Annotated in this window: 21 protein-coding genes; 6 read left to right on the forward strand and 15 right to left on the reverse strand. The window is 60.5% G+C overall.

Annotation, left to right across the window (positions count from 1 at the left end; all coding sequences use genetic code 11):
* Window positions 1–157: 157 nt before the first annotated feature.
* From ACEN8E_RS16260 to ACEN8E_RS16295, 8 genes are all read right to left on the reverse strand, one after another.
* The gene (locus ACEN8E_RS16260; protein WP_495588972.1) at window positions 158–2,542 is read right to left on the reverse strand and encodes an efflux RND transporter permease subunit; all 2,385 of its coding nucleotides are present in this window, start codon (window positions 2,540–2,542) and stop codon (window positions 158–160) included.
* A gap of 28 nt (window positions 2,543–2,570) precedes the next feature.
* The gene (locus ACEN8E_RS16265; protein ID WP_495588973.1) at window positions 2,571–3,623 is read right to left on the reverse strand and encodes a WD40/YVTN/BNR-like repeat-containing protein; all 1,053 of its coding nucleotides are present in this window, start codon (window positions 3,621–3,623) and stop codon (window positions 2,571–2,573) included.
* 1,119 nt (window positions 3,624–4,742) lie between these two features.
* Window positions 4,743–7,400: an aminopeptidase N gene (gene pepN / locus ACEN8E_RS16270; protein ID WP_495588974.1), complete on the reverse strand. Its 2,658-nt coding sequence runs from the start codon at window positions 7,398–7,400 to the stop codon at window positions 4,743–4,745.
* Window positions 7,401–7,410: 10 nt separating this feature from the next.
* Entirely contained in the window at window positions 7,411–8,241 is an 831-nt protein-coding gene (locus ACEN8E_RS16275) for a DUF2797 domain-containing protein (RefSeq protein ID WP_495588975.1), read from the reverse strand.
* A complete protein-coding gene (locus tag ACEN8E_RS16280) occupies window positions 8,238–8,498 on the reverse strand; it encodes a YeaC family protein (RefSeq protein WP_007979148.1) in 261 nt (86 codons plus the stop codon). The genes ACEN8E_RS16275 and ACEN8E_RS16280 overlap by 4 nt, the downstream gene beginning before the upstream one ends.
* 32 nt (window positions 8,499–8,530) lie before the next feature.
* Complete coding sequence (locus ACEN8E_RS16285; RefSeq protein WP_495588976.1) at window positions 8,531–9,400, reverse strand: rhomboid family intramembrane serine protease; 870 nt, start codon at window positions 9,398–9,400, stop codon at window positions 8,531–8,533.
* On the reverse strand, window positions 9,397–10,368 hold the full coding sequence (locus tag ACEN8E_RS16290; RefSeq protein WP_495588977.1) for a metallophosphoesterase: 972 nt from the start codon (window positions 10,366–10,368) through the stop codon (window positions 9,397–9,399). Before ACEN8E_RS16290 ends, ACEN8E_RS16285 begins: the two co-directional genes overlap by 4 nt.
* On the reverse strand, window positions 10,368–11,258 hold the full coding sequence (locus tag ACEN8E_RS16295; RefSeq protein ID WP_057398469.1) for an NAD(+) kinase: 891 nt from the start codon (window positions 11,256–11,258) through the stop codon (window positions 10,368–10,370). Before ACEN8E_RS16295 ends, ACEN8E_RS16290 begins: the two co-directional genes overlap by 1 nt.
* 116 nt (window positions 11,259–11,374) lie before the next feature.
* Here ACEN8E_RS16295 and ACEN8E_RS16300 point away from each other — a divergent pair, with 116 nt between their 5' ends.
* Window positions 11,375–12,325, forward strand: coding sequence for a DUF1853 family protein (locus ACEN8E_RS16300; protein WP_495588978.1), 951 nt, complete (start codon window positions 11,375–11,377; stop codon window positions 12,323–12,325).
* 143 nt (window positions 12,326–12,468) lie between these two features.
* Here the strand turns inward: ACEN8E_RS16300 and ACEN8E_RS16305 are convergent, their stop codons facing one another.
* Complete coding sequence (locus ACEN8E_RS16305) at window positions 12,469–13,572, reverse strand: DUF2855 family protein (RefSeq protein ID WP_495588979.1); 1,104 nt, start codon at window positions 13,570–13,572, stop codon at window positions 12,469–12,471.
* 54 nt (window positions 13,573–13,626) lie between these two features.
* Here ACEN8E_RS16305 and ACEN8E_RS16310 point away from each other — a divergent pair, with 54 nt between their 5' ends.
* Window positions 13,627–14,286, forward strand: a complete 660-nt coding sequence (locus ACEN8E_RS16310) for a TetR/AcrR family transcriptional regulator (protein ID WP_495588980.1) — start codon at window positions 13,627–13,629, stop codon at window positions 14,284–14,286.
* 23 nt (window positions 14,287–14,309) lie between these two features.
* Here ACEN8E_RS16310 and ACEN8E_RS16315 read toward each other — a convergent pair whose 3' ends face one another.
* Window positions 14,310–14,870: an NADPH-dependent FMN reductase gene (locus ACEN8E_RS16315; RefSeq protein WP_495588981.1), complete on the reverse strand. Its 561-nt coding sequence runs from the start codon at window positions 14,868–14,870 to the stop codon at window positions 14,310–14,312.
* Window positions 14,871–15,045: 175 nt separating this feature from the next.
* Here ACEN8E_RS16315 and ACEN8E_RS16320 point away from each other — a divergent pair, with 175 nt between their 5' ends.
* Both ACEN8E_RS16320 and ACEN8E_RS16325 read left to right on the forward strand, forming a co-directional pair.
* Window positions 15,046–15,273 (forward strand): hypothetical protein, encoded by a 228-nt coding sequence (locus tag ACEN8E_RS16320; protein ID WP_495588982.1) that lies wholly within the window; start codon window positions 15,046–15,048, stop codon window positions 15,271–15,273.
* Between the two features lie 88 nt (window positions 15,274–15,361).
* Complete coding sequence (locus ACEN8E_RS16325) at window positions 15,362–16,255, forward strand: LysR substrate-binding domain-containing protein (protein ID WP_495588983.1); 894 nt, start codon at window positions 15,362–15,364, stop codon at window positions 16,253–16,255.
* Here the strand turns inward: ACEN8E_RS16325 and ACEN8E_RS16330 are convergent.
* From ACEN8E_RS16330 to ACEN8E_RS16350, 5 genes are all read right to left on the reverse strand, one after another.
* Window positions 16,221–16,835, reverse strand: a complete 615-nt coding sequence (locus ACEN8E_RS16330; protein ID WP_495588984.1) for a GNAT family N-acetyltransferase — start codon at window positions 16,833–16,835, stop codon at window positions 16,221–16,223. The two genes, ACEN8E_RS16325 and ACEN8E_RS16330, sit on opposite strands and share 35 nt — an antisense overlap.
* Before the next feature lie 14 nt (window positions 16,836–16,849).
* A complete protein-coding gene (locus ACEN8E_RS16335; protein WP_495588985.1) occupies window positions 16,850–19,105 on the reverse strand; it encodes an Orn/Lys/Arg family decarboxylase in 2,256 nt (751 codons plus the stop codon).
* Window positions 19,106–19,228: 123 nt separating this feature from the next.
* On the reverse strand, window positions 19,229–19,987 hold the full coding sequence (dnaQ, locus tag ACEN8E_RS16340; protein WP_429368462.1) for a DNA polymerase III subunit epsilon: 759 nt from the start codon (window positions 19,985–19,987) through the stop codon (window positions 19,229–19,231).
* 195 nt (window positions 19,988–20,182) lie between these two features.
* The gene (gene rnhA, locus ACEN8E_RS16345; protein ID WP_108215886.1) at window positions 20,183–20,635 is read right to left on the reverse strand and encodes a ribonuclease HI; all 453 of its coding nucleotides are present in this window, start codon (window positions 20,633–20,635) and stop codon (window positions 20,183–20,185) included.
* Window positions 20,636–20,728: 93 nt separating this feature from the next.
* Window positions 20,729–21,487: a methyltransferase domain-containing protein gene (locus ACEN8E_RS16350; protein WP_111288632.1), complete on the reverse strand. Its 759-nt coding sequence runs from the start codon at window positions 21,485–21,487 to the stop codon at window positions 20,729–20,731.
* Window positions 21,488–21,552: 65 nt separating this feature from the next.
* Between ACEN8E_RS16350 and gloB the strand changes: the two genes are divergently transcribed.
* Window positions 21,553–22,320 (forward strand): hydroxyacylglutathione hydrolase, encoded by a 768-nt coding sequence (gloB, locus tag ACEN8E_RS16355; protein WP_495588986.1) that lies wholly within the window; start codon window positions 21,553–21,555, stop codon window positions 22,318–22,320.
* Window positions 22,321–22,419: 99 nt separating this feature from the next.
* On the forward strand, window positions 22,420–23,850 hold the full coding sequence (locus ACEN8E_RS16360) for a transglycosylase SLT domain-containing protein (RefSeq protein ID WP_495588987.1): 1,431 nt from the start codon (window positions 22,420–22,422) through the stop codon (window positions 23,848–23,850).
* Window positions 23,851–23,896 lie beyond the last annotated feature (46 nt).

A 23,896-nucleotide genomic window follows, 5' to 3' on the forward strand; every position in this document is an offset into this window, starting at 1 on the left:
AGCTGGCTTGCCAGCGATGGTGGAGTGTCAGGCGACACAATTATTGAATGTCAGGCCGTCATCGCGGGCAAGCCCGCTCCCACAGGTTCTAGTGTAAATCCGTCAGGCAAAAAAAAGCCGCAACCCTGAGGTTGCGGCTTTTTCATTTCAGCCTGGATCAGTGGGCGAACAACGAGTTGCCCTTCTGCCCCGCCAACTTCTCAGGCTTGATCAGGAACCGCGCCAGTGCCGGCAACAGCCACAGCGCACCGAACATGTTCCACAACAGCATGAAGGTCAGCATCAGCCCCATGTCGGCCTGGAACTTGATGGCCGAGAAGATCCAGGTGCACACGCCGATGGCCAGGCACAGGCCGGTGAACAGCACGGCCTTGCCGGTGGACTTCAGCGTCTGGTAGTACGCCTCTTGCAGCGGCAGGCCGGCACGCAGGAAGCTTTCCAGGCGGCTGTAGATGTAGATGCCGTAGTCCACACCGATCCCCACCCCAAGCGCCACGACCGGCAGGGTCGCGACTTTCACGCCGATACCCATGAAGGCCATCAGGGCGTTGCCGAGTACCGAGGTCAGCACCAGCGGCAGCACGATGCACAAGGTCGCCGCCCAGGAGCGGAAGGTGATCATGCACATGACCGCAACGCAGATGTACACCAGGATCAGGATGGTCAGCTCGGACTTCTTGATCACCTCGTTGGTGGCCGCCTCGATACCTGCGTTACCCGCCGCGAGGATGAACTCCAGGCCTTCCTTGTTGTTTTCCCTGGCGAACTCCTGCACCGCGTGCACCGCGCGATCCAGGGTTTCGGCCTTGTGATCGTTGAGGAACACCAGCACCGGCGCCAGGGAGCAGCTGTTGTTGTACAGGCCGTCGGCGCGGGCAATGGAGTTGTTCAGCACATCAGGGTTGCGCGACAGGGTTTCCCACTTCAGGTTGCCCTCGTTCATGCCCTTGATCATCTGCTTGGACACAGTCACCAGCGAGATCGCCGATTGCACGCCCTCGGTGTTCTGCATCTTCCACATCAACTCATCGATCGGCGCCATGGCTTCGTAGCGCGAGCACCCTTCGGCCTTGGTCTTGACCATCACCACCAACACATCGGAACTGGTGGAGTAGTTGTTGATGATGAAGTTGTTGTCCTTGTTGTAGCGCGAGTCCGGACGCAGCTCCGGGGCACCCTGGTCGAGGTCGCCGATCTTCAGGTTCTGGCTGTACCAGAGCCCGCCACCAAAGGCGATCAGCGCCAGCAGAATGGAAACCGGTGCGACTTTGGCGCTGGCGAAATTCGCCAGCAGGCGCCAGAACGGATGTTCGCGGGTTGCGTCTTTCTTGCTGCGGGCCACGGCACGCTTGCTGATGCCGACATAGGAAATCGCCACCGGCAGCAGGATCAGGTTGGTGAACACGATCACCGCCACGCCGATGGACGCGCCAATCGCCAGCTCACGGATCACACCGATATCGATGATCAGCAGCGTGATGAAACCCACGGCATCGGCGAGGATCGCGATCATCCCCGGCAGGAACAATTGACGGAAAGTCCGGCGCGCCGCCGTCAGGGCGTTGTCCGCCTCACTCGATTGCAGGGCGATGCCGTTGATCTTCTGTACGCCGTGGGAAATACCGATGGCGAAGATCAGGAACGGCACCAGCATCGAATAGGGATCGAGCCCGAAGCCGAAGAAGTGCATCAACCCCAGTTGCCAGACCACCGCCACCAGCGTCGTACTCAACACGGCGACAGTACTGCGCAGGCAATTGGTGAACCACAGCAGGAGGATCAGGGTGATGACGAAGGCGATACCGAAGAACATCACCACCATCACCAGGCCATCGATCAGGTCGCCGACTTTCTTGGCGAAACCGACGATGTGGATCTTCACGTTCGGGTTCTGCACTTCGAACTTGGTGCGGATCTTGTCTTCAAGCTCATGGGAGAACTTGCGATAGTCCAGCGCCAGCAACTTGCCCTGGTCTTGCGGGTCCGGGTAGGACTCCAGCAATGGGATATCGACGATGCTCGACTTGAAGTCGTTGGCCACCAGACGCCCGATCTGCCCGGACTTGAGCACGTTGTTGCGCAACAGGTCGAGGCTGGCCTGGGAACCGTTGTAGCTCTGCGGAATCACTTCACCGCCGGCGAAGCCCTCTTCCGTCACTTCGGTCCAGCGAACGCTGGGGCTCCACAGCGACTTGAGGCCGGAACGGTCGACACCGGAGATGTAGAACACCTCGTCGTTGATCTGACGCAATGTCTCCATGTACTCCTTGGAGAAAATGTCGCCGTCGGTGGCCTCCACCGAAATCCTTACGGTATTGCCCAGGTTCGTCAGGTCATTGCGGTGCTCCATCATCTTCTGGATGAAGGGATGCTCCAGCGGAATCATTTTTTCGAAACTGGTGGACGGACGAATCAGCGTGGCCTGCCAGAACAGGAAGACGCTGACCAGCAGGCAGATCGTGATCACTGCCGGGCGGTTGTTGAAGATCAGGCGCTCGAGGAACGTCGCCTTGTCCTGGTGATGAGTACTCAAGGAAGTCATAGCCCCGCCTTCTTATTATTAACCTGGCTCATTTGCCCGACTCGGTGCCGTTCGGCGAAGTGACGCGAACGCCGCCCTGCCCGGCCAGAACCAGATTGCCATTGCCTGCCGCAGCCACTGCCGAGACGGAAATACGGTCCGGGCGGTTGACCACCTTGAAGGTTTCGCCATCGTCGCTGCTGCGAATCACCGAACCGCCGTTGCCGACGATCACGATGGAACCATCGTCGAGCAGCGTGCCGCCGGACAGCCCGAACTCCAGGTCGCCACGTTCGGCCTTGAGCTCGACTTGCTCCCAGGTGCTGCCGAAATCCGTGGAACGGTAAAGATTGCCGCGCAGTCCGTAGGCCAGCAGCGTATTGGGCTGCGCCGTACCGATCACGCCAAACAGCGAGCCTTCGTACGGACCTTCAAGCTTCTCCCAGGTCTGGCCCCAGTCCGCGGAGCGGAACATGCTGCCCTGCTCGCCGACGATGAACAGCCCGGCATCCTTGACCGACGCAATCGCGTTCAGGTGGTATTGGTCTTCGTTGTCCAGGCGATCACTGGCGTCTTCCCAATGCTTGCCACCGTCGGTGGTTTCCATCAGCGAGCCGTAGGCGCCCACGGCAAAGCCGCTGTTGACGTCCTTGAACCAGACGTCGAGCAGTGGCGATTCGCGTTTCAGATCTTCGAATTGCCGGGTCCAGGTCGTACCGCCGTCCTCGCTGGCGAGGATCTGCGCGTCGTGGCCGACGGCCCAGCCGTGCTTGTCATCGACAAAGAACACCGACGTCAGCAGGGCCCGGGTCGGGACCTTGGCCTGGGTCCAGGTGGCGCCCTGGTCATCGGAATACAGGATGTGCCCACGATCCCCGACCGCCACCAGGCGCTTGCCGGCGTGGACGACATCGAGCATCAGGCTTTTGGCAGCCTTGGCAGATTCAATGGAATAAACAACGTCGGATGCTGGCGCCGCCGCGGCCAGCGCAGGTGCCGACAGCATGGCAGAGCCCAACAGCGAGAGCGCTGTGGCCAGCAATGCGAATTTGCGCAGTGCCGGCGGGCGGCAGATACCCACACCCATGACAGGCTCACTCATAGACCTTCCCCCATTATTATTGTTAGGTCGTTCAACCTTTCTGGGCGCCGCAAGGGTACGTGTCTGGACTGGCTGTTTCAGAGCATGGTCCTGAAACCCGCAATCCAGAGCCCCTTCGGAAGCTGGCCTATCCTATCGGTGTTTTTTAATGTCTGACAATCGACGCCACGTTATGTTTTGTTAACCGGCGGGGATGGGGGGGTGTTCTGAATGATTGGGTATCAGGTGGGGTGATTGCGGTGTTCGGTGTTCGGTGTTCGGTGTTCGGTGTTCGGTGTTCGGTGTTCGGTGTTCGGTGTTCGGTGTTCGGTGTGCATATCCGTTTCTGCGGTCACGGCCGCTAACGGTTCCGCCTTTACGGCGGGTTACTTGGAAAAGCCCCAAGTAACCAAGGGCTCTTGCCCCTTTCGTTCGGTGCCTCGCCAAGGCTCGGCATTCCCTCGCTCCGGTCCTGCTCCGTGGGCCCGCCGCGATCGGCCATCCATGGCCGTACGCGGCTAACCCGGCATCCATGCCGGGTTGCTCACTGCGCAGAACCTGCGCTCGGCCTCTCGATGGGGCAAGCAGATCAAAAGCCAAAGCAAAAGCGAGGCGGCCTGACAGCCGACCTGATCGCAATTGAATGCCTTCCCCTGTAGGAGCGAGCCTGCTCGCGAAAAACGCCGGGACACCACGGGGATTCAGACAGCCCGTGTCATCGTTGACGTCCATCGCGAGCAAGCTCGCTCCTACAGAAGAGAAGAGCAGGCCTAGCGTTAGCTCGCCTGTCGCTCTTGATCTTGATCCACCCGCCCCCTCGGCAGGCTGAGCGGAGGTGTTCATCCGGGGATGGGCGCGCAGCGCCGTTCGACGCAGTCGAACCCATTGCATGTAGGTCGCGCGCAGCCGACCGGAGGGCAATGCCCCCGGATGAATGCCGGAGCGAAGGAACCCCGAGCCTTGGCGAGGGGCCGGACGTTCGGGGCGAGCGTTTTTTTGCGTACTTTTTTTAGGCGCTTGTAAAAAAAGTGAGTCGCCGTAAGGGCGAAACCCTAAGCCGCCGTTACCGCAGAAACGGATATGTACGCCATCAACCAAGAACCTGGTCGGCCCAAAGGCCGCCAAGTTCAAAAGCCAGGATCAAGCCAAACTCTTGCTGACCACCTCAAACACATCACTGGACAACTGCCCCGAGGCCCGAATCCGCTCAAGCTCCCCTTTCATCAAGGCCTGACGCCCATCGTCATACTTGCGCCAGCGAGTCAAAGGCGCCAACTGCCGAGAAGCAATCTGCGGATTGAAACCGTTCAGCTCGATCACCAGATCCGCGAGGAAGCGATACCCGGAACCATCCGCCGCATGGAAGTTGATCAGGTTCTGCCCGGCAAACGCACCGAACAGCGCCCGGACCTTGTTCGGATTCTTGATGTTAAACGCAGGATGCTGCATCAACTGACGAACCCTCTCCAGACCACCCGGCAACACACTGCCCGCCTGGACACTGAACCACTGATCCATGACCAGCGGGTTGTCCATGAAGTGCTCGGCGAAACTGGCCAGCGCCTTGGCCTTCTCGGCTTCGAACGGCGAATTGACCAGCACGGCGAGTGCAGTCAGGCGCTCGGTCATGTTGTCGCACGCCTCGAACTGCTCCAGTGTCGCCGCCAAAACCTCCGGCTTGCCGCTGAGCATCAGGTACGACAGCGCGATGTTCTGCAGGGCACGACGGGCAAAATGCCCGGCTTCGGCCACATACGGCGTCTGCTTCGACAACTCGCGATTAGCCTGGTAACGCAGCCACAGGCCTTCGAACAACGCGTCAGCCAGTTGCTTGCGGGCAAACTCGCGAGCGGTGTGAATCGCTTCGACATCCGCCACTTCGCTGATTTCGGTCAGGTACGCCTCGCTCGGCAGCGACAGCATTTCCGCCACCATCGCCTGATCCAGCGACTCATCCGCGAGTACCGTGCGCAGCGCCGACACCAGACGCTGATCGAGTACCAGCGCTTCGCCCTTCTGCTGTTGGGCGATCAACTCTTGCAGCACCTGCACCGACAATTGCTGGCCGGCATCCCAGCGGTTGAAACCGTCGCTGTCGTGCTGCATCAGGAACATCAACTGGTCACGGTTGTACGGGAAGCTCAGTTTCACCGGCGCCGAGAAACCACGCAGCAACGAAGGCAACGGTTGTTCGGTGATGTCGACGAAGGTAAAGGTCTGCTCGGCCTCGGTCACGGAAATGACCCGCGAGGTGCCTTGCGCGGCAGCCTCACCGGACAGACGCAGGGCAATCGCTGCCCCTTTGGCATCCAGCAGCCCCAGTTCGACCGGAATCACGAACGGCAGTTTTTCAACCTTGTCCGGGGTCTGCGGGCAGCTCTGGCGGAAGGTCAGGCTGTAGGTTTTCGCCGCAGCGTCGTAGGACTCGCTCACCACCAGGCGCGGTGTACCGGCCTGGCTGTACCAGCGCTTGAACTGGGTCAGGTCGACGCCATTGGCATCTTCCATGGCCTTGATGAAGTCGTCGCAGGTCACCGCCTGGCCGTCATGGCGTTCGAAGTACAGGTCGCTGCCTTTGCGGAAGCCTTCGGCACCGAGCAGGGTGTGGATCATGCCGACCACTTCCGAGCCCTTTTCATACACGGTCAGGGTGTAGAAGTTGGAAATCTCGATGAAGCTGTCCGGGCGCACGGCGTGAGCCATGGGGCCAGCGTCTTCGGCGAACTGGTGGGTGCGCAGGTACGCCACGTCCTGGATGCGCTTGACCGTGGCCGAGTTCATGTCCGAGGAGAAACCGGCATCGCGGAACACGGTGAAGCCTTCCTTGAGCGACAACTGGAACCAGTCGCGGCAGGTCACGCGGTTGCCCGACCAGTTGTGGAAGTATTCGTGGGCGACGATCGCCTCGACCCGCTGGTGCGCGGCGTCAGTGGCGGTTTCGGCCTTGGCCAGCACGGCGCTGGAGTTGAAGATGTTGAGGCCCTTGTTCTCCATGGCGCCCATGTTGAAGTCATTCACGGCGACGATCATGAAGATGTCCAGGTCGTATTCGCGACCATAGACCTCTTCGTCCCAGCGCATGGACTTCTTCAGGCTGTTCATGGCGTGCTGGCACTTGTCGATGTTTTCCGGCTCGACGTAAATGCGCAGCGCCACAGTGCGCTCGCTCATGGTGGTGAAGCTGTCTTCGACGCACCACAGGTCACCGGCCACCAGCGCAAACAGGTACGCCGGCTTCTTGAACGGGTCTTCCCAGGTCGCCCAGTGCCGGCCGTCTTCGCCAGGACCGGAAGCAATCGGGTTGCCGTTGGACAGCAGCACCGGATAGCTGTGTTGCTCGGCAACGACCGTGGTGCTGAAGGTGCTCATCACGTCCGGACGGTCGAGGTAATAGGTGATCTTGCGAAAGCCTTCGGCCTCGCACTGCGTGCAGAACATCGTGCCGGACTTGTACAGGCCTTCCAGCGCGGTGTTGGTTTCCGGATGGATCCTGACGCTGGTGTCGACCGTGAAAGTGGTGCTGGTCGGGTGCAGGGTCAGGTGGTTTTCAGTCAACTGGTAGTCGGCGGCACCCAGTTCACGGTCGGCCAAAGTGACCGACAACAGCTCCAGCTGCTGGCCGTCCAGTACCAGCGGCGGCAGCCCCGGGCCACGCTCGGGATTGCGGCGCATCACCAGTTGCGCATGGACCAGGCTGTGGTCCTCGAACAACTCGAAGGTCAGGTGTGTTTCGTCGATCAGGTACTCGGGTGCCTGATAGTCCTTCAGGTAAATCATCTTCGGTTGTTCGGTGCGCATGCTGGAGTCCTTACTGATGCACGGCGAGCTGGTAAGCCGTGTATTTACGAATGTTGATCACGCCGGTGTCGAAGATCAAGTACTGGCCCTTGACCCCCATCAGCGTGCCTTCGGCAATCGGGTTCTTGTCCAGGTTGAAGCTGACGATCTTCGCCGGGTAGTGCTCGATCGGGTAGCGGATTTCCAGCGGTTCGACATCGGTAACCGCCTGGATCGCCTGCAAGCCAAATCGTTGCTGCAGCCCCAGCAGGCCTTCGGCGCAGCTGTCGAACAACTGATCGCGGATCTCGGCCAGGTTCACGGCCGCCGCATCGCCCTTGAGCAATGCACGCCAATTGGTCTTGTCGGCCACCTGGCTACGGAACAGGTCCTCGACGAAACCGGACTGTTGCCGGGTCGAGACGCGCATGATCGGCAAGGCCTGGCTGGCCCCCTGGTCGAGCCAGCGGGTCGGCAACTGGGTGGCACGGGTAATCCCGACTTTCACCCCCGACGAGTTGGCCAGGTACACCACGTGATCGGTCATGCAGAACTTCTCGCCCCATTCGGGCTCGCGGCAGGTGCCGGCGTCGAAGTGGCAGCGCTCCGGGCTCATGATGCACACGTCGCACTGGGCCAGCTTGGTCATGCAGGGGTAGCAGTAACCCTGGCTGAAACTGGTTTTGGTCTTGCGTCCGCAATGGATGCAGTGAATCGCACCCAGGTATTCCAGGCGTACCGTGGTGCCGATCAACGGATTGACCGGGACCTCGGTTTCGCCAAGACGGAAAGCGTACTGCACGTTCGGCCCGTCAAGGCGCGCCGACATTTTGCTGATTGCACCGCGGCCAATCTCGATCAATGGATGGCATCCGACTTGAACAGGATATTCGGCACTTCGATCGACTTCGACGCACATTCCTGCGGCCCCATGTAGCCGGTACGCTGGTCCTCTGGCAGGTTCTGGATTTCCCAGGCGATCATGGCCTGCAACGACAGCTCGCGTTGTTCGGCGGTGAGTTTGCCACCGTCGGACCATTTGCCGATTTCCACGGCCAGCTTCAGGCTCTCGTAGATATCGGGGGTGATATTTTGGATCATTTCGTTGAAAGAGGACATCAGGTCTCCGTGCTCTTTATTGCATGTCTGAATTAGGCGGCCAGTTTACGGCGGTTATACAAACCGCCCAACAAACCGGTGAAGCATCCGATGAGTAACCCGCTGACATGGGCCGCGTTGGCGATTTCGCCGAAGCCGATCATCGAGACCAGCCCGGACAGGCACAGCAGCAACCACACCAGCATCATCACCAGCACGCCACGCGGCAGGCGATAAGCCGGGTTCGGCGCCAGCAGCTGGAAGATCCAGCAATGCCCAAGCAGGCCGTACAGTACGCCGGACAAGCCACCGAACAAGGTCGGACCGCTTATGTAGTACTGGAAGTAGTTGGACACCAGGCTGAACAGCAAGGTCAGGCCGATCAGGTTGATACTGCCCTGGCGCGACTCGATGCGCCGCCCCAGTTCCCAGTACCACATGCCGTTCATCGCCAGGTGCAGGATGCCGAAGTGGATCAGCATCGGCGTGAACAGGCGCCACCACTGCCCCGCCGCCAGGCTGTCGGCCAGTGGCGTGAAGTGCAGGTATTCGCCGACCACACGGAACTCGAGGAAGGTCAGCCAGCGCATCGTTTCAAGGTTGTCGCCGAGCAAGGTCACTGCCCCGACGATCACGCTCAGCAACAGCACCAGCGCGGTGGCCCTGGCGTATTTCAATTGTTCGACGAACCCCGGACGCTTGATGGTCTGCGCCACCGGGATGTCCAGTTGCTGGTCGGGATCGCCCGCCGGAAAGCGTTCGTACAGCGCGCGCACGTCTTCGCTGATGTTGTCTGGCACCCACAGCACCTGCTCGCCCGCTTCCTCGCTGACCCGATGAGGCACTTGCATGCGTTTGAGCAGCGTGACGAACCCGCTCAAGTCCACCGCCAATGGCAGACGCAATACCGCTACAGCACTCATTGCAGCACCTCCGGCCGCTCGACATCGACCCAGACGAATTTATGCGGATCCAGGCGGGTTTCCTGATCCAGCCGATAGGCAACCAGTTTGCCGTACAGCACCGCGCTGTAATCCAGACAGGCCAGGTTCGGCCGGATCGGTGCCGGCTCGCCGCTGCGCCAGTAATGGCCAACGAAAAGCAGGGGCTCATCGATGCCATAGCGCAGCAAATTGTTCTTTTCGGTGGACGACAGCGGCGTCCGGGCCACGGGTTCCGGCAGCGCATCCGGCTGGAACACGATGTCACCGTAGGTTTTCGGATCGTCTTCCCAGAACTTGGTGCGGAAGAACGAACGCACCAAACCATCGCCACTGGTCATGGTCAGGCCATGGGGCAAGCGCATGTCCGTGCCGCGCAGCAGCCGGTCGAATACGGTGCAGGCAAACGAACCCGGCTGCGCCGACGCCTGGAGAAATGGCTCGTCGACGCAACCGTTGGGGAACAACGCCCGCAGCGGCTCGATCAGCCCGGCATCCCAACAGGCGTGGACCACGCGAAAACGTCCGGCATCAACGAACAATGGCAGCTCATAGAACCACTGCTGGAAGTCGTGCCAGTCACCTGGATGGTGTTCGAACTGGGTCAGGGTTTCATGCAGCAGGCGGGCATGGCGCGGCGTGTGCTCGCGCACGAACTGCTTGCCACTGCCCGGCAGCGCCGGCGTCGCCCAGCCCAGCGCGTTGAACTCATGGTTGCCCATGATGCACAGGGCCTGACCGGCCTCGACCATGTCGTGAACGATGTGCAGTGCCTCGCGAATCCGCGGGCCGCGATCAATGATGTCGCCGACGAACACCGCCATGCGCGAGGCATGTCGCCAGACGCCACCCTGCTTGTGATAACCGAGTCGGTCGAGCAAGTGCTCCAGGGTCAGAGCGCAACCATGCACGTCACCGATCAGGTCGTAGCTACGCGCGGGATCGAGCATCAGTCGCCTCCACCCCCCAGCTTGCTGCCCCAGCCGAGTTTGGTCCGGCAGACTTCATAGTAGTTGTGGTCGAGCGGGTGTATCAGCCGCAGTTTCTGGGCTTTTTTACTGACCGTGATGGTGTCGCCGGGCGCGCAGGTAAAGTGGTTCTGCCCGTCACACGAGACTTGCGGGTAAATCTGCATATCCTTGGACACGACGATCTTCAGCTCACTGTTGCCATCGACCACAATCGGCCTACCTGACAAGGTATGGGGGTACATCGGCACAATCACAATAGCGTCAAGCTTGGGATGCATGATCGGTCCGCCCGCCGACAGCGCGTAAGCGGTGGAGCCGGTCGGCGTGGCGACGATCAGGCCGTCGGCCTTCTGGCTGCAGACGAACTGGCCATCAATGTACAGCTCGAACTCGATCATTCGCGTGGATTTGCCAGGGTGCAGCACCACATCGTTCAAGGCATCGCCCTGACCGATGGCCTCGCCATGACGGCGGACTTCAGCCTGCAGCAGGAAGCGGTTTTCCACCAGATAATGGCCATCCAGTACTTCGGCGACCTTGGTTTCCAGCTCATCCGGGCGAATGTCGGTCAGGAAACCCAGGCTGCCCCGGTTGATGCCGAGCACCGGAATATTGTGCCTGGCCAACGCCCGGGCGGCACCGAGCAGACTGCCGTCACCACCGACCACAATGACCATGTCGCAGACTTCGCCGAGCATCTTGCGCGACGAGGTTTGCAGGCCGTGCCCTGGCAGCACTTCGGCAATGGTGTCTTCGAGGATCACGTGCAGGTGACGATCGAGCAGAAACCGTTTCAGTCGGCGGACGGTATCCAGCACCTGGGAACTGCCCAGGCGACCGATGATGCCGATATTGCGAAATTGCTCCATGGGGCTCCTGCGGGATCTGTGTGGCGGCGAAAACCACGATTATGGGCGAAAGCCGGCCGTAGACAAAATCCTTTCAGCTTCAAGGGTGTGCCCGGGTTTCGCGCTATGCTCGCAAGATGATGCTATTTCCGGATTTGCTTCACCTGCCCCATCAGTTACGCCATCCCGAAGTGCGTGACCTGGCGTGGGTCATCCTCGCGCCGCCCATGCTGGGCGATACTCCGTGGCCGCAGCGCCACCCGCTGGCCGGCAGCGACTGGGTGCAGGCACCGCAAAAGCTCGAACATTGGCTGCGTCAGCTGGACCGCGACAGTTATGGCTTGCTGCACTGGCTGGCCCAGGCCCGGACCCGGCGCCTGGGTCTGTACTACGAACGCCTCTGGCAATTCGCCGTACAGCATGCGCCGGGCATCGAACTGATTGCCGCCAACATGCCGATCCGGCGCGAGGGGCACACCCTGGGTGAATTGGACATGCTGCTGCGCGACCGCGACGGTGTACATCACCTGGAACTGGCGATCAAGCTCTACCTCGGGCCGCAATCCGGCGACGGACACGACACCGCCCAGTGGCTGGGTCCGGGATGCCATGACCGGCTCGACCGCAAACTGGCGCACCTGAGTCAGCATCAACTGCCGATTTCCGCACGCCCCGAGAGCCGTGAAGTGCTGGCGGGGCTGGACATCCAGGCGTTCAGCGCCCATTTGTGGCTGGGAGGTTATCTGCTGTACCCGTGGCCCGGACAGGCCGCCCCGCCGTCAGGCGCACATCCGCAGCATTTACGCGGGCGTTGGCTGCATCAAAAGGATTGGCCGGCGTTGTTGGCCCAGAGCCCGCCGGGGCGTTGGCAACCCCTGCCCCGCCATGCCTGGCTGGCGCCGGCGCACTATGCGGCGGAACACACCTGGAACCCTGAACAAATGCAGGCGTGGCTTGATGAGCTCGACCCGCTGGCGCCGGCACAATTGCTGGTGCGCTTGACGGAAAATGCCAGCGGCGACTGGGAAGAAGCAGAACGTCTGTTTCTGGTGGCGGATCTTTGGCCGAATGTACCGGGACAGGGTTGAGCCTTGCATTGCCTGAGCCAGCCCCTTCGCGAGCAGGCTCGCTCCCACCCTGGATCTTCCTTGTACAAACATCTTGTATCCACTGGAGATCCCTGTGGGAGCGAGCCTGCTCGCGATTGGCCCACCCCCGTACAAGCATCACTTCACAAGCGAATCACATGCCCCTCGACGGGTGGAACCTGGCCATGGAACAACCGGGAGATGACGCATTGCGCCGCCTCGAACCCCCGACTTTCAACGACTTCCAGCAAAGGCTTTTCGCCCACCGCCAGCTGCCGGAAAAACCGCACCAGCCCTTCGCCGATATGCTGACTGACCCCTTCCGGCCCCCATTCGGCATTGCGCTTGCGAATCTGGATCGGCGCAAAAAAGAACACCGGCTGCGGTCCCTCGATAGCTGTCAGCCGAGCCTCATCGGTACTTTGCGCAGAGCCGGCGAAGCAGCTGTAGACCAGTTGCCCGGCAAAATGCCGGTGAACCTGATCGCGTAGTCCCAAGTCGCCGGAAAAATCCACGTACAGCGTGGGACGGTCAGCGGCGATGCTTGCCAACCCGGTATAAGGCACCACCTGCTCGTAACAGCCGAGTTCTTCGACAAACGCTTTGTTGCCGGTGGATGTCAACGCCACACGCTCCAGTTGCGAATGCTGCTCCAGACACACGGCCGTGCCATAGGCGGTTTTGCTGGAAGCGCTGGAGAACACCAGGCGGGTCGCGCCGAAAAATTGGTTGTCCCGCAAGAAGTCCGCCAGCATCGACGAGGTCAGAAACAACGGATTGAGCAGAATTTGCAGGTTTTCGGTTGCAGGGCTGTAGTACGCATCCCAACTGCAGCGCGTGTATTGGTTGTACGCCGAGGTTAATCCCGACCGGTGCTCGGCCCCATCGTAAAAGCCACGTTCGGTGACCCGTTCAGGGCGCATCCACAAGTGACTGGCCAGCGGAAAGTAACCGTAGAAACGCTCGCCCACCTCGATGCCTGCCACCGTTGATGCAATGACATCGGCAAACCCCCAGGCCGGGACGTGGCCCCAACCTTCCAGGCCTGCAGGAAAGAATCCCCAGTAGTTCATTGAATCGCCATACGCCGCGTACGTAATGTTGTTGGTGGTCAAGGCACAACGATCAATCTTCAAGATCACCTCGCCGGCAGCTGGGGTCAGGCTGCGTTGCTCCTGCTCTATCCGGCTCTGGTCCAGGGCATTTTTACGGGTAATCAGGCGTGTTACCGTGGTGAAATCCTGCATGTTCGGTCTCCTGCTGCGACACAGTGGCGGGTCACACAAGAGTAATGACAGCCGATGAAGAGTGGGTTCGGAAACACCAAGGGCCGCTTGCCTACCCTCAATTCCCGCGCCAAGCCACTGAAACGGCCGAGTCAGGCTCGGGCGATTTTCACCGTCGAAGCGATTTACGAGGCTTTTGTTCGGATTTGGCAGCGTGACGGCTGGTCAGGGCTGACCACCCGGGAAGTGGCCTTGGAAGCCGGCGTGGCGATTGGCACGCTGTATGACTATTTCCCGAGCAAGGAAGCCTTGCTGTCGGGTTACATCCGTCATCGCCTGGATGCCTTGCTGGCTCAAATGGATCAGGACGTCATCCAGGCAACCGAACTGGACTGGCCGACCCGAATCAAGCGCCTGGTACGCCTGACCTGCAATCCCGACGACGCCCGGCAACCCCTGTTCAACCATGCCGTCTCGCTCATCGAGCATCAGATCGCCGAACCCAAGCATCATCGACGGGTTTACGAGGAACTGTCGCAAAAATGGCGGGAAGCCTTTGCGGCTTGCAGTGATTTGCCGATGCAGCCATCGGCACCGGTGATTGACGCCTGGGTCATCATGGCTTGGGGCGGGCGCCGTTATTGCGTCACGGTACAACCGACGGTGGAGCAAACCGCCGCCTGGCTGTCGGAAATGGAATCGATGATTTGCAGCCGATTGGCCAGCGCTTCGTAGCCCGAACCGCCGGCCAATGAACATCACACTTTCTTGTGCTGCTCGACCCACTGCCCGTAGGCATTGATGAAACTTTGCAGGAACGGCTTGACCGACTCGGACAACTTGCCCGCCTCGTCGAACGCCGAACCGGCGTTCCCCAGATAGGCCTCAGGTTGCTGCATCATTGGCACATTGAGAAACACCATGGATTGACGCAGGTTGTGGTTGGCGCCAAACCCGCCGACGGCCCCTGGCGAAACGCTGATAACGGCACCCGGTTTCCCGCTCCAGGCACTTTTGCCATACGGACGCGAACCCACGTCAATCGCGTTTTTCAGCGGCGCCGGCACCGACCGGTTGTATTCCGGGGTCACGAACAGCACCGCGTCGGAAGAGCTCACCTGTTGCCGGAAAGTACTGTAGGCTGCCGGCGGTGAAGCGCCATCGATGTCTTCGTTATAGAGCGGCAAATCGCCAATCTCGACGATGTTGAGCTTGAGATTGGCCGGCGCCAGTTCTGCCAGGGCCCGTGCGACCTTGCGGTTGATCGATTCCTTTCTCAAGCTGCCGACCAGGACGGCGATCGTATAGACGTTGCTCATGGGAATTTCTCGACTGTCCGATATGAAGAGCTTGTAGTTATAGATGACGATTGCAGCAGCGGGCGACTGAAAACGCCGTCCCTGACTATTTTTTTCCTGTAGGAAAACTTACCCCACCAAAGCACGGTCTACAGAGCCGCAAATTGAGTGATTTATCTCCAGAGGTTCTAAGCAGATGGCAGCAGTACTCGTCGGTCAGTTCCACGCAAGAGACGCGCAAGGCCGTATTTATTCGGTACACGAGTTCCAGGAATCCACCCCGGCGGCAGACGGTTCAGGGCCTGTCACCACCTACAAACTGGCCATTGGCGACCGTGTCAACAAGGTCGACGACAATGAATTTCTGCTAGTGCAAACCGGCGTTACCATCACCCGTGAACCGCAAACCGCCAGCGTTTCATAACTCATCGTTATGAGCAGAAGTCATATGCGCGGACTTGGGGTAGGATTCAGCGACTGACTCCTCCACCTGCTGAACATGGACTTCACGCATGCGCTTACGCCATATCGAAGTGATCCAGGCGCTGTTGCAGACCGGTCACCTGGGCACCGCCGCCGAATGGCTGCAGTTGCCGGTGACCGAAGTCGAGCGCTTGCTGCGCGACGCCGAAGATCAGTTGGGTTTCATGCTGTTCGCCAGCGTGCGCGGACGATTGCAGGCCACCCGTGAAGCACGGGAACTGCAGGTGGAAATTGCCCGGGTCTACGACGCGCTCGAACCCGTACAGCGCCTGGCCAACAGCCTCAGGCAATACCTGGCGCCACCGCTGCGCATCATCTGCACCCCGCCTCTGGCCAACCAATTGCTGCCACACAGCATCGCGGCCCTACGCCGACGCCTGCCCGACGCGCCTTGCACACTGCTGAGCCAACCGACCCGCGACATCGTCAGAAGCCTGCTGCTGCGTGAAAGCGAGTTGGGGCTGAGCCTGCACGACCCCGATCACGCCGACCTCGATTGCCAGGTGATTGCCCAGGGCAAACTTCAGTTGCTCGCACCCCATGGCTGGCTGCAACCGAAACAGAAATACATTTCCCTGCAGGATCTGGCCGGGCAATCAATGATCGGCCTGGAGGGGCACGACCCGCTGAGCCCGGCACTGGAAAACAAACTGCACGGCTTGCGCCCTGCTCCGGTGATTCAGACCCGGGTGCAGACACATCAGATGATGCGCAGCATGGTCGAGGCCGGCGAAGGCCTGGCCATCGTCGACCCCTTCACCGCCCTCGGCGCCAAAGCCTCGGGACTGGACACCTGCCCGCTGGCGCCCGCCGTCCCGATCAGTCTCTACGCCCTGTCCCTGAAAAACGCCGAGCCGTCTGCGGCGGCTCAGACCCTGTTGGCCATCGTCACGGAACAAGCCGCGGCGATGCTGACGAACTGAACGGGCTTTCCAAGGGGTTTTCGAACAATCGATACCAGAACAACGCCACTTCGGCGGTGTTCGGGTCAATGCCGCGATAGCGCAAGTGGTCGATCCCGCCAATCACGTAACCGCAGCGCTCATAGAGTCGGCAGGCCCCCAGGTTGTTGTTCTGGGTTTCGAGCATGATGCCCGGAAGTTTTTTCTTGCGGCTCCAGAATTGCGCCACATCCAGCAAAGCCTTGGCCACTCCATGCCGTCGGGCCGGCGCATGCACCGCCAGTTCGTCGATATGGGCAAAACCATTCCAGTTGGTGCTGACCACCAGATGCCCCACGGGCTGGTCATCCAGATAGGCCATGAAAATCGCGCTGTCGGCGGCACCGCGAAAGCTGCTGAATTCCTCGGGGTCGATACCGTAGCACTTGCGATAAGGCGTGATCGGGGTGACTGGCCACTGTGCCACTGGTGCACCTATTTCGGCCGCACCATAGGCCGCGACTTCAAAACTGAAATCACTGCCCCAGATATAGGCGGCAAAACCGTCATCGGCAACCCGTACCGACAAGCCTGGGTAAATCGGATTCATGACCGGCTGCATACTGGGAAAGGTCCTCACTCCTTGATGCAATCGACGGTGTAGCACCGCCCACTGCCCTGGTCTTCATGTTGCAATCCGTGCACATCAGCAACGAACCCCGGGAAACTGCTATCGAACGTGCGAGCAAACGCAAGATAATCGATGATTGAGCGAGTCGACTCGGTAAAGCGCTCGCCAGGCATGATCAGCGGAATGCCAGGGGGGTACGGCACCAGCATCACAGCGGCGATTCGCCCGTCCAGCGCATCGATCGAAACGGCCTCGACTTCACCCCGCACCAATTGATCATAGGCGTCCGCCGGTTTCATTGCGACTTCCGGCAGTACCGTGTACATGCGCTTGAGGTGCCTGGCGGTGGCGTTACTGCGATAACAGGCATGCAATTGATCGCATAGGTCACGCAGACCCATGCCCTGATACCGAGCCACATTCTCTTGAGCCACGCAAGGCAGGCAACTGGTCAGGCTGACGTTAGCGTCATAGCTGCGCTTGAACTCCAGCAATTCGGTGAGCAGCGTGCTCCACTTGCCTTTGGTGATGCCCATGGAGAACAACACCAGGAACGAATACAGCCCGGTTTTCTCGACCACCAGGCCACGCTCCCACAGGAACTTGCTGACCACCGCCGCCGGAATCCCGCGCTCGCTGAGGGCGCCGCCGGCCGTCAGCCCCGGCATCACCAGCGTGACCTTGATCGGGTCGAGCAACACATAATCCTCGGTCACGCCGCCAAAGCCATGCCAGTCGGCATCGGGCTGCAGCAGCCAGTCCTCGGTGACGACCCGCTCGATGCCTTGCGCCGACGGCGGTTGCCAGATCGAAAACCACCAGTCGTCCGCGGCAATGTGCTGTCGCAAGTTAGCCAGCGCCCGACGGAAACTCAGGGCCTCGTCGAACATTTCCTGCAACAGCGAACGCCCGGCCGGCCCTTCCATCATCGCCGAGGCCACATCCAGCGAGGCGATGATGCCGTACTGCGGCGAGGTGGAGATATGCATCATGAACGCTTCATTGAAGCGGTCCCGGTCCAGTTGCCGCGCGCCGCCATCGCGTACGTGAATCATCGATGCCTGACTGAATGCCGCCAGCAACTTGTGGGTGGAATGGGTGGTAAACACCAACGGGCTGTCTTCATCACGGGACGTGCCCATGCCGTAACGCCCGGCAAAAAACTCATGAAATGCGGCATAGGCGTACCAGGCCTCGTCGAAGTGCAACACCTCAACGCTATTGCCCAGTTGCTGCCTGATCAGTTCGGCGTTGTAACACAGGCCGTCATAGGTCGAATTGGTCACCACGGCGAGCTTGACCTTCGGTGAACGCCCCTTGGTCAGCGGGCTGGCGTCGATCTTGGCCTGGATCGATTCGCGGCTGAACTCACTCAGGGGAATCGGGCCGATGATCCCCAGCTCATTACGCTCTGGACACAAGTACAGGGGGATTGCGCCGGTCATGATGATCGAGTGCAGCACCGACTTGTGGCAATTGCGATCCACCAGCACCAGGTCATCGCGAGCGACCACCGAGTGCCAGACGATCTTGTTGGCCGTGGACGTGCCATTGATCACGAAAAAGGTGTGATCGGCGCCGAAATTGCGTGCTGCCCGAGCCTCCGCTTCCGCCAGGGGACCGGTGTGATCGAGTAAGGAGCCGAGTTCCGGCACCGACACCGAAAGATCCGAACGCAGGGTATTTTCCCCGAAAAACTGGTGAAACGCCTGCCCGACCGGGCTTTTGTGATACGCCACGCCACCGCCGTGACCGGGGGTGTGCCAGGAATAGTTGGAGTCCGCCGTGTGTTGCACCAGGGCCTTGAAAAACGGCGGCAACAGGCCATCAAGGTATTTACGCGCGGCGCGGGCCACTTGTCGGGCGAGAAAGGGCACCGTGTCTTCAAACAGGTAAAGAATGCCGCGCAACTGATTGAGCTCGGCCATGGCGTCGGCGGGCGCGTTTTCCAGGGTCACTTTTTCGCCCAGGGCGAAAATCGGCAGATCCGGCGCACGCACTCGCGCCAGACCGATCAGTTCGGCCATGTTTTGCAATAAGTGCGAATGGGTGCTGGCGTCCTCAGACGCAATCAACATGCAGGACAGGCCATGGTAAGTCGACGCCACCAGTCGCCCTTCGGTGTAGTCCACCGCCGAAACGACGCTGAACCCTTCCTGCTCCAGCTCCCGGGCAATTCCCCGTACGCGGTCACCGGCGACACTGTCGGCCTTGATGTCGCGATGGACAATCAGGACCGGGAATTTCAGATCTTTATACATGAGGCTCAGTGTCCCGAGGCGGCAGACCAGAGCCTGCCAATCACCTCAGGTTAGAGTGTTGCAGCGGATGTAGCGAGCGGAACGCACTGAAATGGGTCACAGAGTGCCCGCTTTTTGAAAGGGTCAAGCCTGGGCTTCAGCCTCGGCCAGTTGCACCCACAAGGCCGGAGCACCTGCGGATTTGCTGATGATCTCCAGGCGCGCGGCGTGGCGGGCCAGGTCGTCTTCGCTGGCGCGGATGATACGCGTCGGCTGGCGGTCCGCCGGCAAACGGCGGATCTCGGTGGCAGAATTGTCCGCCCCTTCACCGGATCCATTGCCATCGGAGGCGTTACCGGCCAGGGAGAGACTGGTCTGCCCCCCGGTCATGGTCAGGTAGACGTCGGCGAGAATCTCGGAGTCGAGCAAGGCGCCGTGCAGTTCACGGCCGGAGTTGTCGACGCCATAGCGCTTGCACAGGGCGTCGAGGCTGTTGCGCTGCCCGGGGTGACGCTCCCGGGCCATGATCAGGGTGTCGAGGATCGAGCAGTGCTGCGTGATGTCCGCGCGGTCCTGGCGCCCCATCAGGGCGAATTCGTTGTTGATGAAGCCAACGTCGAACGCCGCGTTATGGATGATCAGCTGCGCGCCCTTGATGAACTCGAAGAACTCTTCGGCCACTTCGGCAAAACGCGGCTTGCCCACGAGGAACTCGTTGGTGATGCCGTGGACGCCGATAGCGCCTTCGTCACTTTCCCGATCGGGTTGCAGGTACACGTGAAAGTGCCGGCCCGTCAGGCGCCGGCCGATCAACTCGACACAACCGATTTCGATAATCCGGTGGCCGTCGGTCACCGGCATGCCGGTGGTTTCGGTGTCGAGTACAACGGATCTGGTGGCCATCAGTGCTCAGCTCTCAATCGGTCAATCGTGCAAAAGCGGCGATGTTAACACGCTCGCCGGGGTGTATCAGATAGACCGTGTCGCGCCTTTCGCGAGCAGGCTCGCTCCCACAAGGAATCTTCGACACATGAAGATCACCTGTGGGAGCGAGCCTGCTCGCGAAGGCCACGACCCGGTGCTGTGGTTGTAGTCAAATCAGCCCTGCTTGTACCCGCGAACTTCATCGACGCCGCGGTTGGCCAACTGGTCGGCCCGTTCGTTACCGTGATGGCCAATGTGTCCACGCACCCATTTCCAGGTGACCTTGTGGCGATTGACCTGCTCGTCGAGCAACTTCCACAGGTCGGCATTTTTCACCGGCTCCTTCGCCGCGGTTTTCCAGCCGCGCTTCTTCCAGTTGTCCATCCACTCGTTGATGCCCTTCATCACGTACTGGGAGTCGGTCACCAGCAGCACGTCACAGGGACGCTTGAGTTCTTCCAGGCCACGGATCGCGCCCATCAGTTCCATGCGGTTATTGGTAGTATTGGCTTCGCCGCCCCAGAGTTCCTTTTCGACGCCCTTGCACACCAGCAGTGCGCCCCAGCCGCCAGGGCCAGGGTTGCCTTTGCAGGCGCCGTCGGTGAACAGTTCTACGCTATCGCTCATGCCAATCTATCCAGAAAATGCGCTGGCCCGCCGATCGTTGATCGACGACGCCCGAAGCCGGGACAGACCCGGCCGCAAATAAAAAAGTGTGTATTACGGTTCGATATTGCGACGGTTGACCTTGGCCATTGGCAAAGGAATCAGCTTGCCCATTGGCTCGCGTCGCTCCTGACGAACCGGTCGCAGGCCCACCACGATCTTGCGCGCCACCAATAAATAGAAGCCGCCGCCCGACAGTTGCCAGTCACCGGCCTTGCGCTCCCAACCGGCCAGGCGGGTCTGCCATGCCGGTGACGCAAGCGGCGGACGATAGCACCCGAAGCGGCGTTTCTCCAGCGCGAAACCCAGCAGGTTCAGCCAGTCCGCAACCCGTGACGGTGAAATGCAGCGCGCCTTGCGCAGGGCATCCTGGGCAAACACATGTCGCAGGCCCCAACTGCTCCAGGGATTGATGCCAATGATCAGCAAATGCCCGCCGGGGCGTACGCTGCTTGCCGCCTCGCGAAGCAAACCATGGGGCGACAGGCAGAAATCCAGGCCATGCTGCAGCACCACCACATCGGCAGCGTGCTCGCTCAGCGGCCAGGCCTGTTCCTCGCAAACGATCTCCACCCCCGGCAACGGCGCGCCAAGGCGCACATTACGCTGCACTTGCGGCGCTGACGGCGGGGGCTGGGCCGAAGGGCCGTAATGCACCAGATAGCCACCAAAGAACCGCCCGAGCTCGTCTTCGAGCATGCGCCGCTCTTCGTCCAGCAGAAATTGCCCGATCGGACCCGCCAGCCACTCGCGGGCTGCGCTGATCAACGCCAGCCAGTCAGGATCAGCCTGTGCGAACGCTTTATCAGTCATTGCATTCTCCAACGCGCCAGGAAGTTCTAAGATGCGCCAATGTTTTCCGCTTGGCGAATCCGACGATGATACAGATCACTGCCCTGCCCGCCTTCACCGACAACTACATCTGGTTGTTACAAGACCACGGAAGCAAACGCTGCGCGGTGGTCGACCCGGGTGATGCCGCCCCGGTACAAGCCTGGCTCGCGGCCAATCCGGGTTGGGTGCTGAGTGATATTTTGATCACTCACCACCATCATGACCACGTCGGCGGCGTTGAATTGCTGAAGAAAGCGACAAACGCGAAAGTCTATGGCCCGGCCAGCGAAAAGATCCCGGCGCGGGATGTCGCGCTCAATGACAATGACAAGGTCAGCGTGCTCGGCTGGGACTTCGAAGTCATCAAGGTACCGGGCCATACCCTCGGACACATCGCCTATTATCACCGTGGTCATTTGTTTTGCGGCGACACCCTGTTTGCCGCCGGTTGCGGACGGCTGTTCGAAGGCACGCCCGAGCAAATGCACCACTCGCTGAGCCGCCTCGCGGCGCTACCCGAAGACACGCTGGTCTACTGCACCCACGAATACACCCTCAGCAACCTGAAGTTTGCCGCGGCCGTGGAACCGAACAATCGGCACACCGCCGAGCGCCTGGCCAAAGTCACCCGGCAACGGGAATCCGGGATCATGACACTGCCGTCGACATTGGCACTGGAAAAGCTCACAAACCCGTTTTTGCGTGCCGGTGAAACATCCGTTAAAGAAAAAGCGGACGAACGGACCGGCACCAATAACTCGGCGCCCGATATGGTTTTTGCTGCAATTCGAGCCTGGAAAGACAGGTTCTAAAGGGATCTCAAAAGGTTGCAACAATTCTGAAAGGTTGACCGCACAGGGTGTGCTTTCTAGAATCGCCCGACATTTTTGCCCGGAACTTACTTCCAGCCAATGTCGTCACCTATTCGCAAAGCCATCAGTTCCGACGCATTGACCCGCTTGGCTCAAGCCATAGCGGTGGCTGTGTCCGCCACCCTGGCGGGCTGTTCCAGCCATGCGCCGCAGACCGATGCGGCGCACACGCCGAACATCGCCGCGCGCGCCAAGCAGAAGCCGATCTGGCTCAGCGAAAAACCCAGCCCGCAAATTCCACAGGACGTCTGGGAGCGCATGCGGCAGGGCTTCCAGCTGCAGGACGGGCTGGGCGTCAACCCGCGCATCGAGCAGCAGCGCCTGTGGTTCGCCAGCAATCCATCCTTCCTGGAAAACGCCGGCGAACGTGGCAGCCTCTACATTCACTACATCGTCGAACGCCTTGAAGAGCGCAACATGCCGCTGGAACTGGCACTGCTGCCAGTGATTGAAAGCGCCTACAACCCGATGGCCTATTCCCGGGCCGACGCGGTGGGTCTCTGGCAATTCATCCCCTCCACCGGGCGCTACTTCAACCTGCGTCAAACCCGATTCTATGATGGCCGTCGCGACATCACCGCATCGACCACCGCCGCGATGGATTACCTGACCCGCCTGCACGACATGTTCAACGGCGACTGGTTGCTGGCCCTGGCGGCCTACAACGCCGGCGAAGGCACCGTCAGCCGGGCCATCGAGCGCAACGAACGCCTCGGCCTGCCGACCGACTACTGGAACCTGCCGCTGCCGGCCGAGACCCAGGCCTACGTACCGAAACTGCTGGCGCTGTCGCAAGTGGTGATGGCACCGGAAGCCTACGGCGTGAACCTCAACCCGATCGCCAACGAACCCTACTTCCAGGTCGTCGAAATCAATCAGCGCATGGACCTGTCCAAGGTCGCTGAAGTCGCCAACATCGACGAAGACGAACTGTTCCAGCTCAACCCGGCCTTCAAGCAGCGCACCACCATCGACGGCCCGCAGCACCTGCTGGTGCCGACCTCCAAGGCGCAACTGCTGACCAGCAGCCTGCAGACCATGCGTCCTGAAGAGTTGATCAGCAAGAAATCGCTCAAGCCGGTCTTCGAAGGCGCCGACGACACCCAGGTCGCCAGCGCCAGGCGTTCCTACCGGGTCAAACGGGGTGACAGCCTCGGCTCCATCGCCAAGGCCAACAACGTTGACGTGAAGGACCTGCAACGCTGGAACAGAATGACCGGCAAGAACCTCAAGCCCGGCCAGACACTGGTCATGCAGGACAACGGCAAACGCAGTTCCGGGCGGGTCAACACCGTGATTGCGGCGAATACCAAAAAACAGCAGACCACGTACAAGGTCCAGCAAGGCGACTCGCTGTACATCGTGGCCAAGCGCTTCAACGTAGAGATGCAGCACCTCAAGCGCTGGAACCCGCGTGTCGGCCAGGCGCTGAAGCCCGGTCAGATGCTGACGGTGGCCAACCCGCATTAAAAAGAACCCCTGACTTCAGGGGTTTTTCATGTCTGCACAGTTGTTT

Source organism: Pseudomonas sp. Pseusp9, from assembly GCF_059491265.1.

Excerpts from the sequence above, each read along its gene's own strand:
- ACEN8E_RS16260 (WP_495588972.1), bottom strand. The coding sequence starts at position 2,542 with ATGACTTCCTTGAGTACTCATCACCAGGACAAGGCGACGTTCCTCGAG.
- ACEN8E_RS16265 (WP_495588973.1), bottom strand. The coding sequence starts at position 3,623 with ATGAGTGAGCCTGTCATGGGTGTGGGTATCTGCCGCCCGCCGGCACTG.
- pepN (WP_495588974.1), bottom strand. The coding sequence starts at position 7,400 with ATGCGCACCGAACAACCGAAGATGATTTACCTGAAGGACTATCAGGCA.
- ACEN8E_RS16280 (WP_007979148.1), bottom strand. The coding sequence starts at position 8,498 with ATGTCCTCTTTCAACGAAATGATCCAAAATATCACCCCCGATATCTAC.
- ACEN8E_RS16285 (WP_495588976.1), bottom strand. The coding sequence starts at position 9,400 with ATGAGTGCTGTAGCGGTATTGCGTCTGCCATTGGCGGTGGACTTGAGC.
- ACEN8E_RS16290 (WP_495588977.1), bottom strand. The coding sequence starts at position 10,368 with ATGCTCGATCCCGCGCGTAGCTACGACCTGATCGGTGACGTGCATGGT.
- ACEN8E_RS16295 (WP_057398469.1), bottom strand. The coding sequence starts at position 11,258 with ATGGAGCAATTTCGCAATATCGGCATCATCGGTCGCCTGGGCAGTTCC.
- ACEN8E_RS16300 (WP_495588978.1), top strand. The coding sequence starts at position 11,375 with ATGATGCTATTTCCGGATTTGCTTCACCTGCCCCATCAGTTACGCCAT.
- ACEN8E_RS16305 (WP_495588979.1), bottom strand. The coding sequence starts at position 13,572 with ATGCAGGATTTCACCACGGTAACACGCCTGATTACCCGTAAAAATGCC.
- ACEN8E_RS16310 (WP_495588980.1), top strand. The coding sequence starts at position 13,627 with ATGAAGAGTGGGTTCGGAAACACCAAGGGCCGCTTGCCTACCCTCAAT.
- ACEN8E_RS16315 (WP_495588981.1), bottom strand. The coding sequence starts at position 14,870 with ATGAGCAACGTCTATACGATCGCCGTCCTGGTCGGCAGCTTGAGAAAG.
- ACEN8E_RS16320 (WP_495588982.1), top strand. The coding sequence starts at position 15,046 with ATGGCAGCAGTACTCGTCGGTCAGTTCCACGCAAGAGACGCGCAAGGC.
- ACEN8E_RS16325 (WP_495588983.1), top strand. The coding sequence starts at position 15,362 with ATGCGCTTACGCCATATCGAAGTGATCCAGGCGCTGTTGCAGACCGGT.
- ACEN8E_RS16330 (WP_495588984.1), bottom strand. The coding sequence starts at position 16,835 with ATGCAGCCGGTCATGAATCCGATTTACCCAGGCTTGTCGGTACGGGTT.
- ACEN8E_RS16335 (WP_495588985.1), bottom strand. The coding sequence starts at position 19,105 with ATGTATAAAGATCTGAAATTCCCGGTCCTGATTGTCCATCGCGACATC.
- dnaQ (WP_429368462.1), bottom strand. The coding sequence starts at position 19,987 with ATGGCCACCAGATCCGTTGTACTCGACACCGAAACCACCGGCATGCCG.
- rnhA (WP_108215886.1), bottom strand. The coding sequence starts at position 20,635 with ATGAGCGATAGCGTAGAACTGTTCACCGACGGCGCCTGCAAAGGCAAC.
- ACEN8E_RS16350 (WP_111288632.1), bottom strand. The coding sequence starts at position 21,487 with ATGACTGATAAAGCGTTCGCACAGGCTGATCCTGACTGGCTGGCGTTG.
- gloB (WP_495588986.1), top strand. The coding sequence starts at position 21,553 with ATGATACAGATCACTGCCCTGCCCGCCTTCACCGACAACTACATCTGG.
- ACEN8E_RS16360 (WP_495588987.1), top strand. The coding sequence starts at position 22,420 with ATGTCGTCACCTATTCGCAAAGCCATCAGTTCCGACGCATTGACCCGC.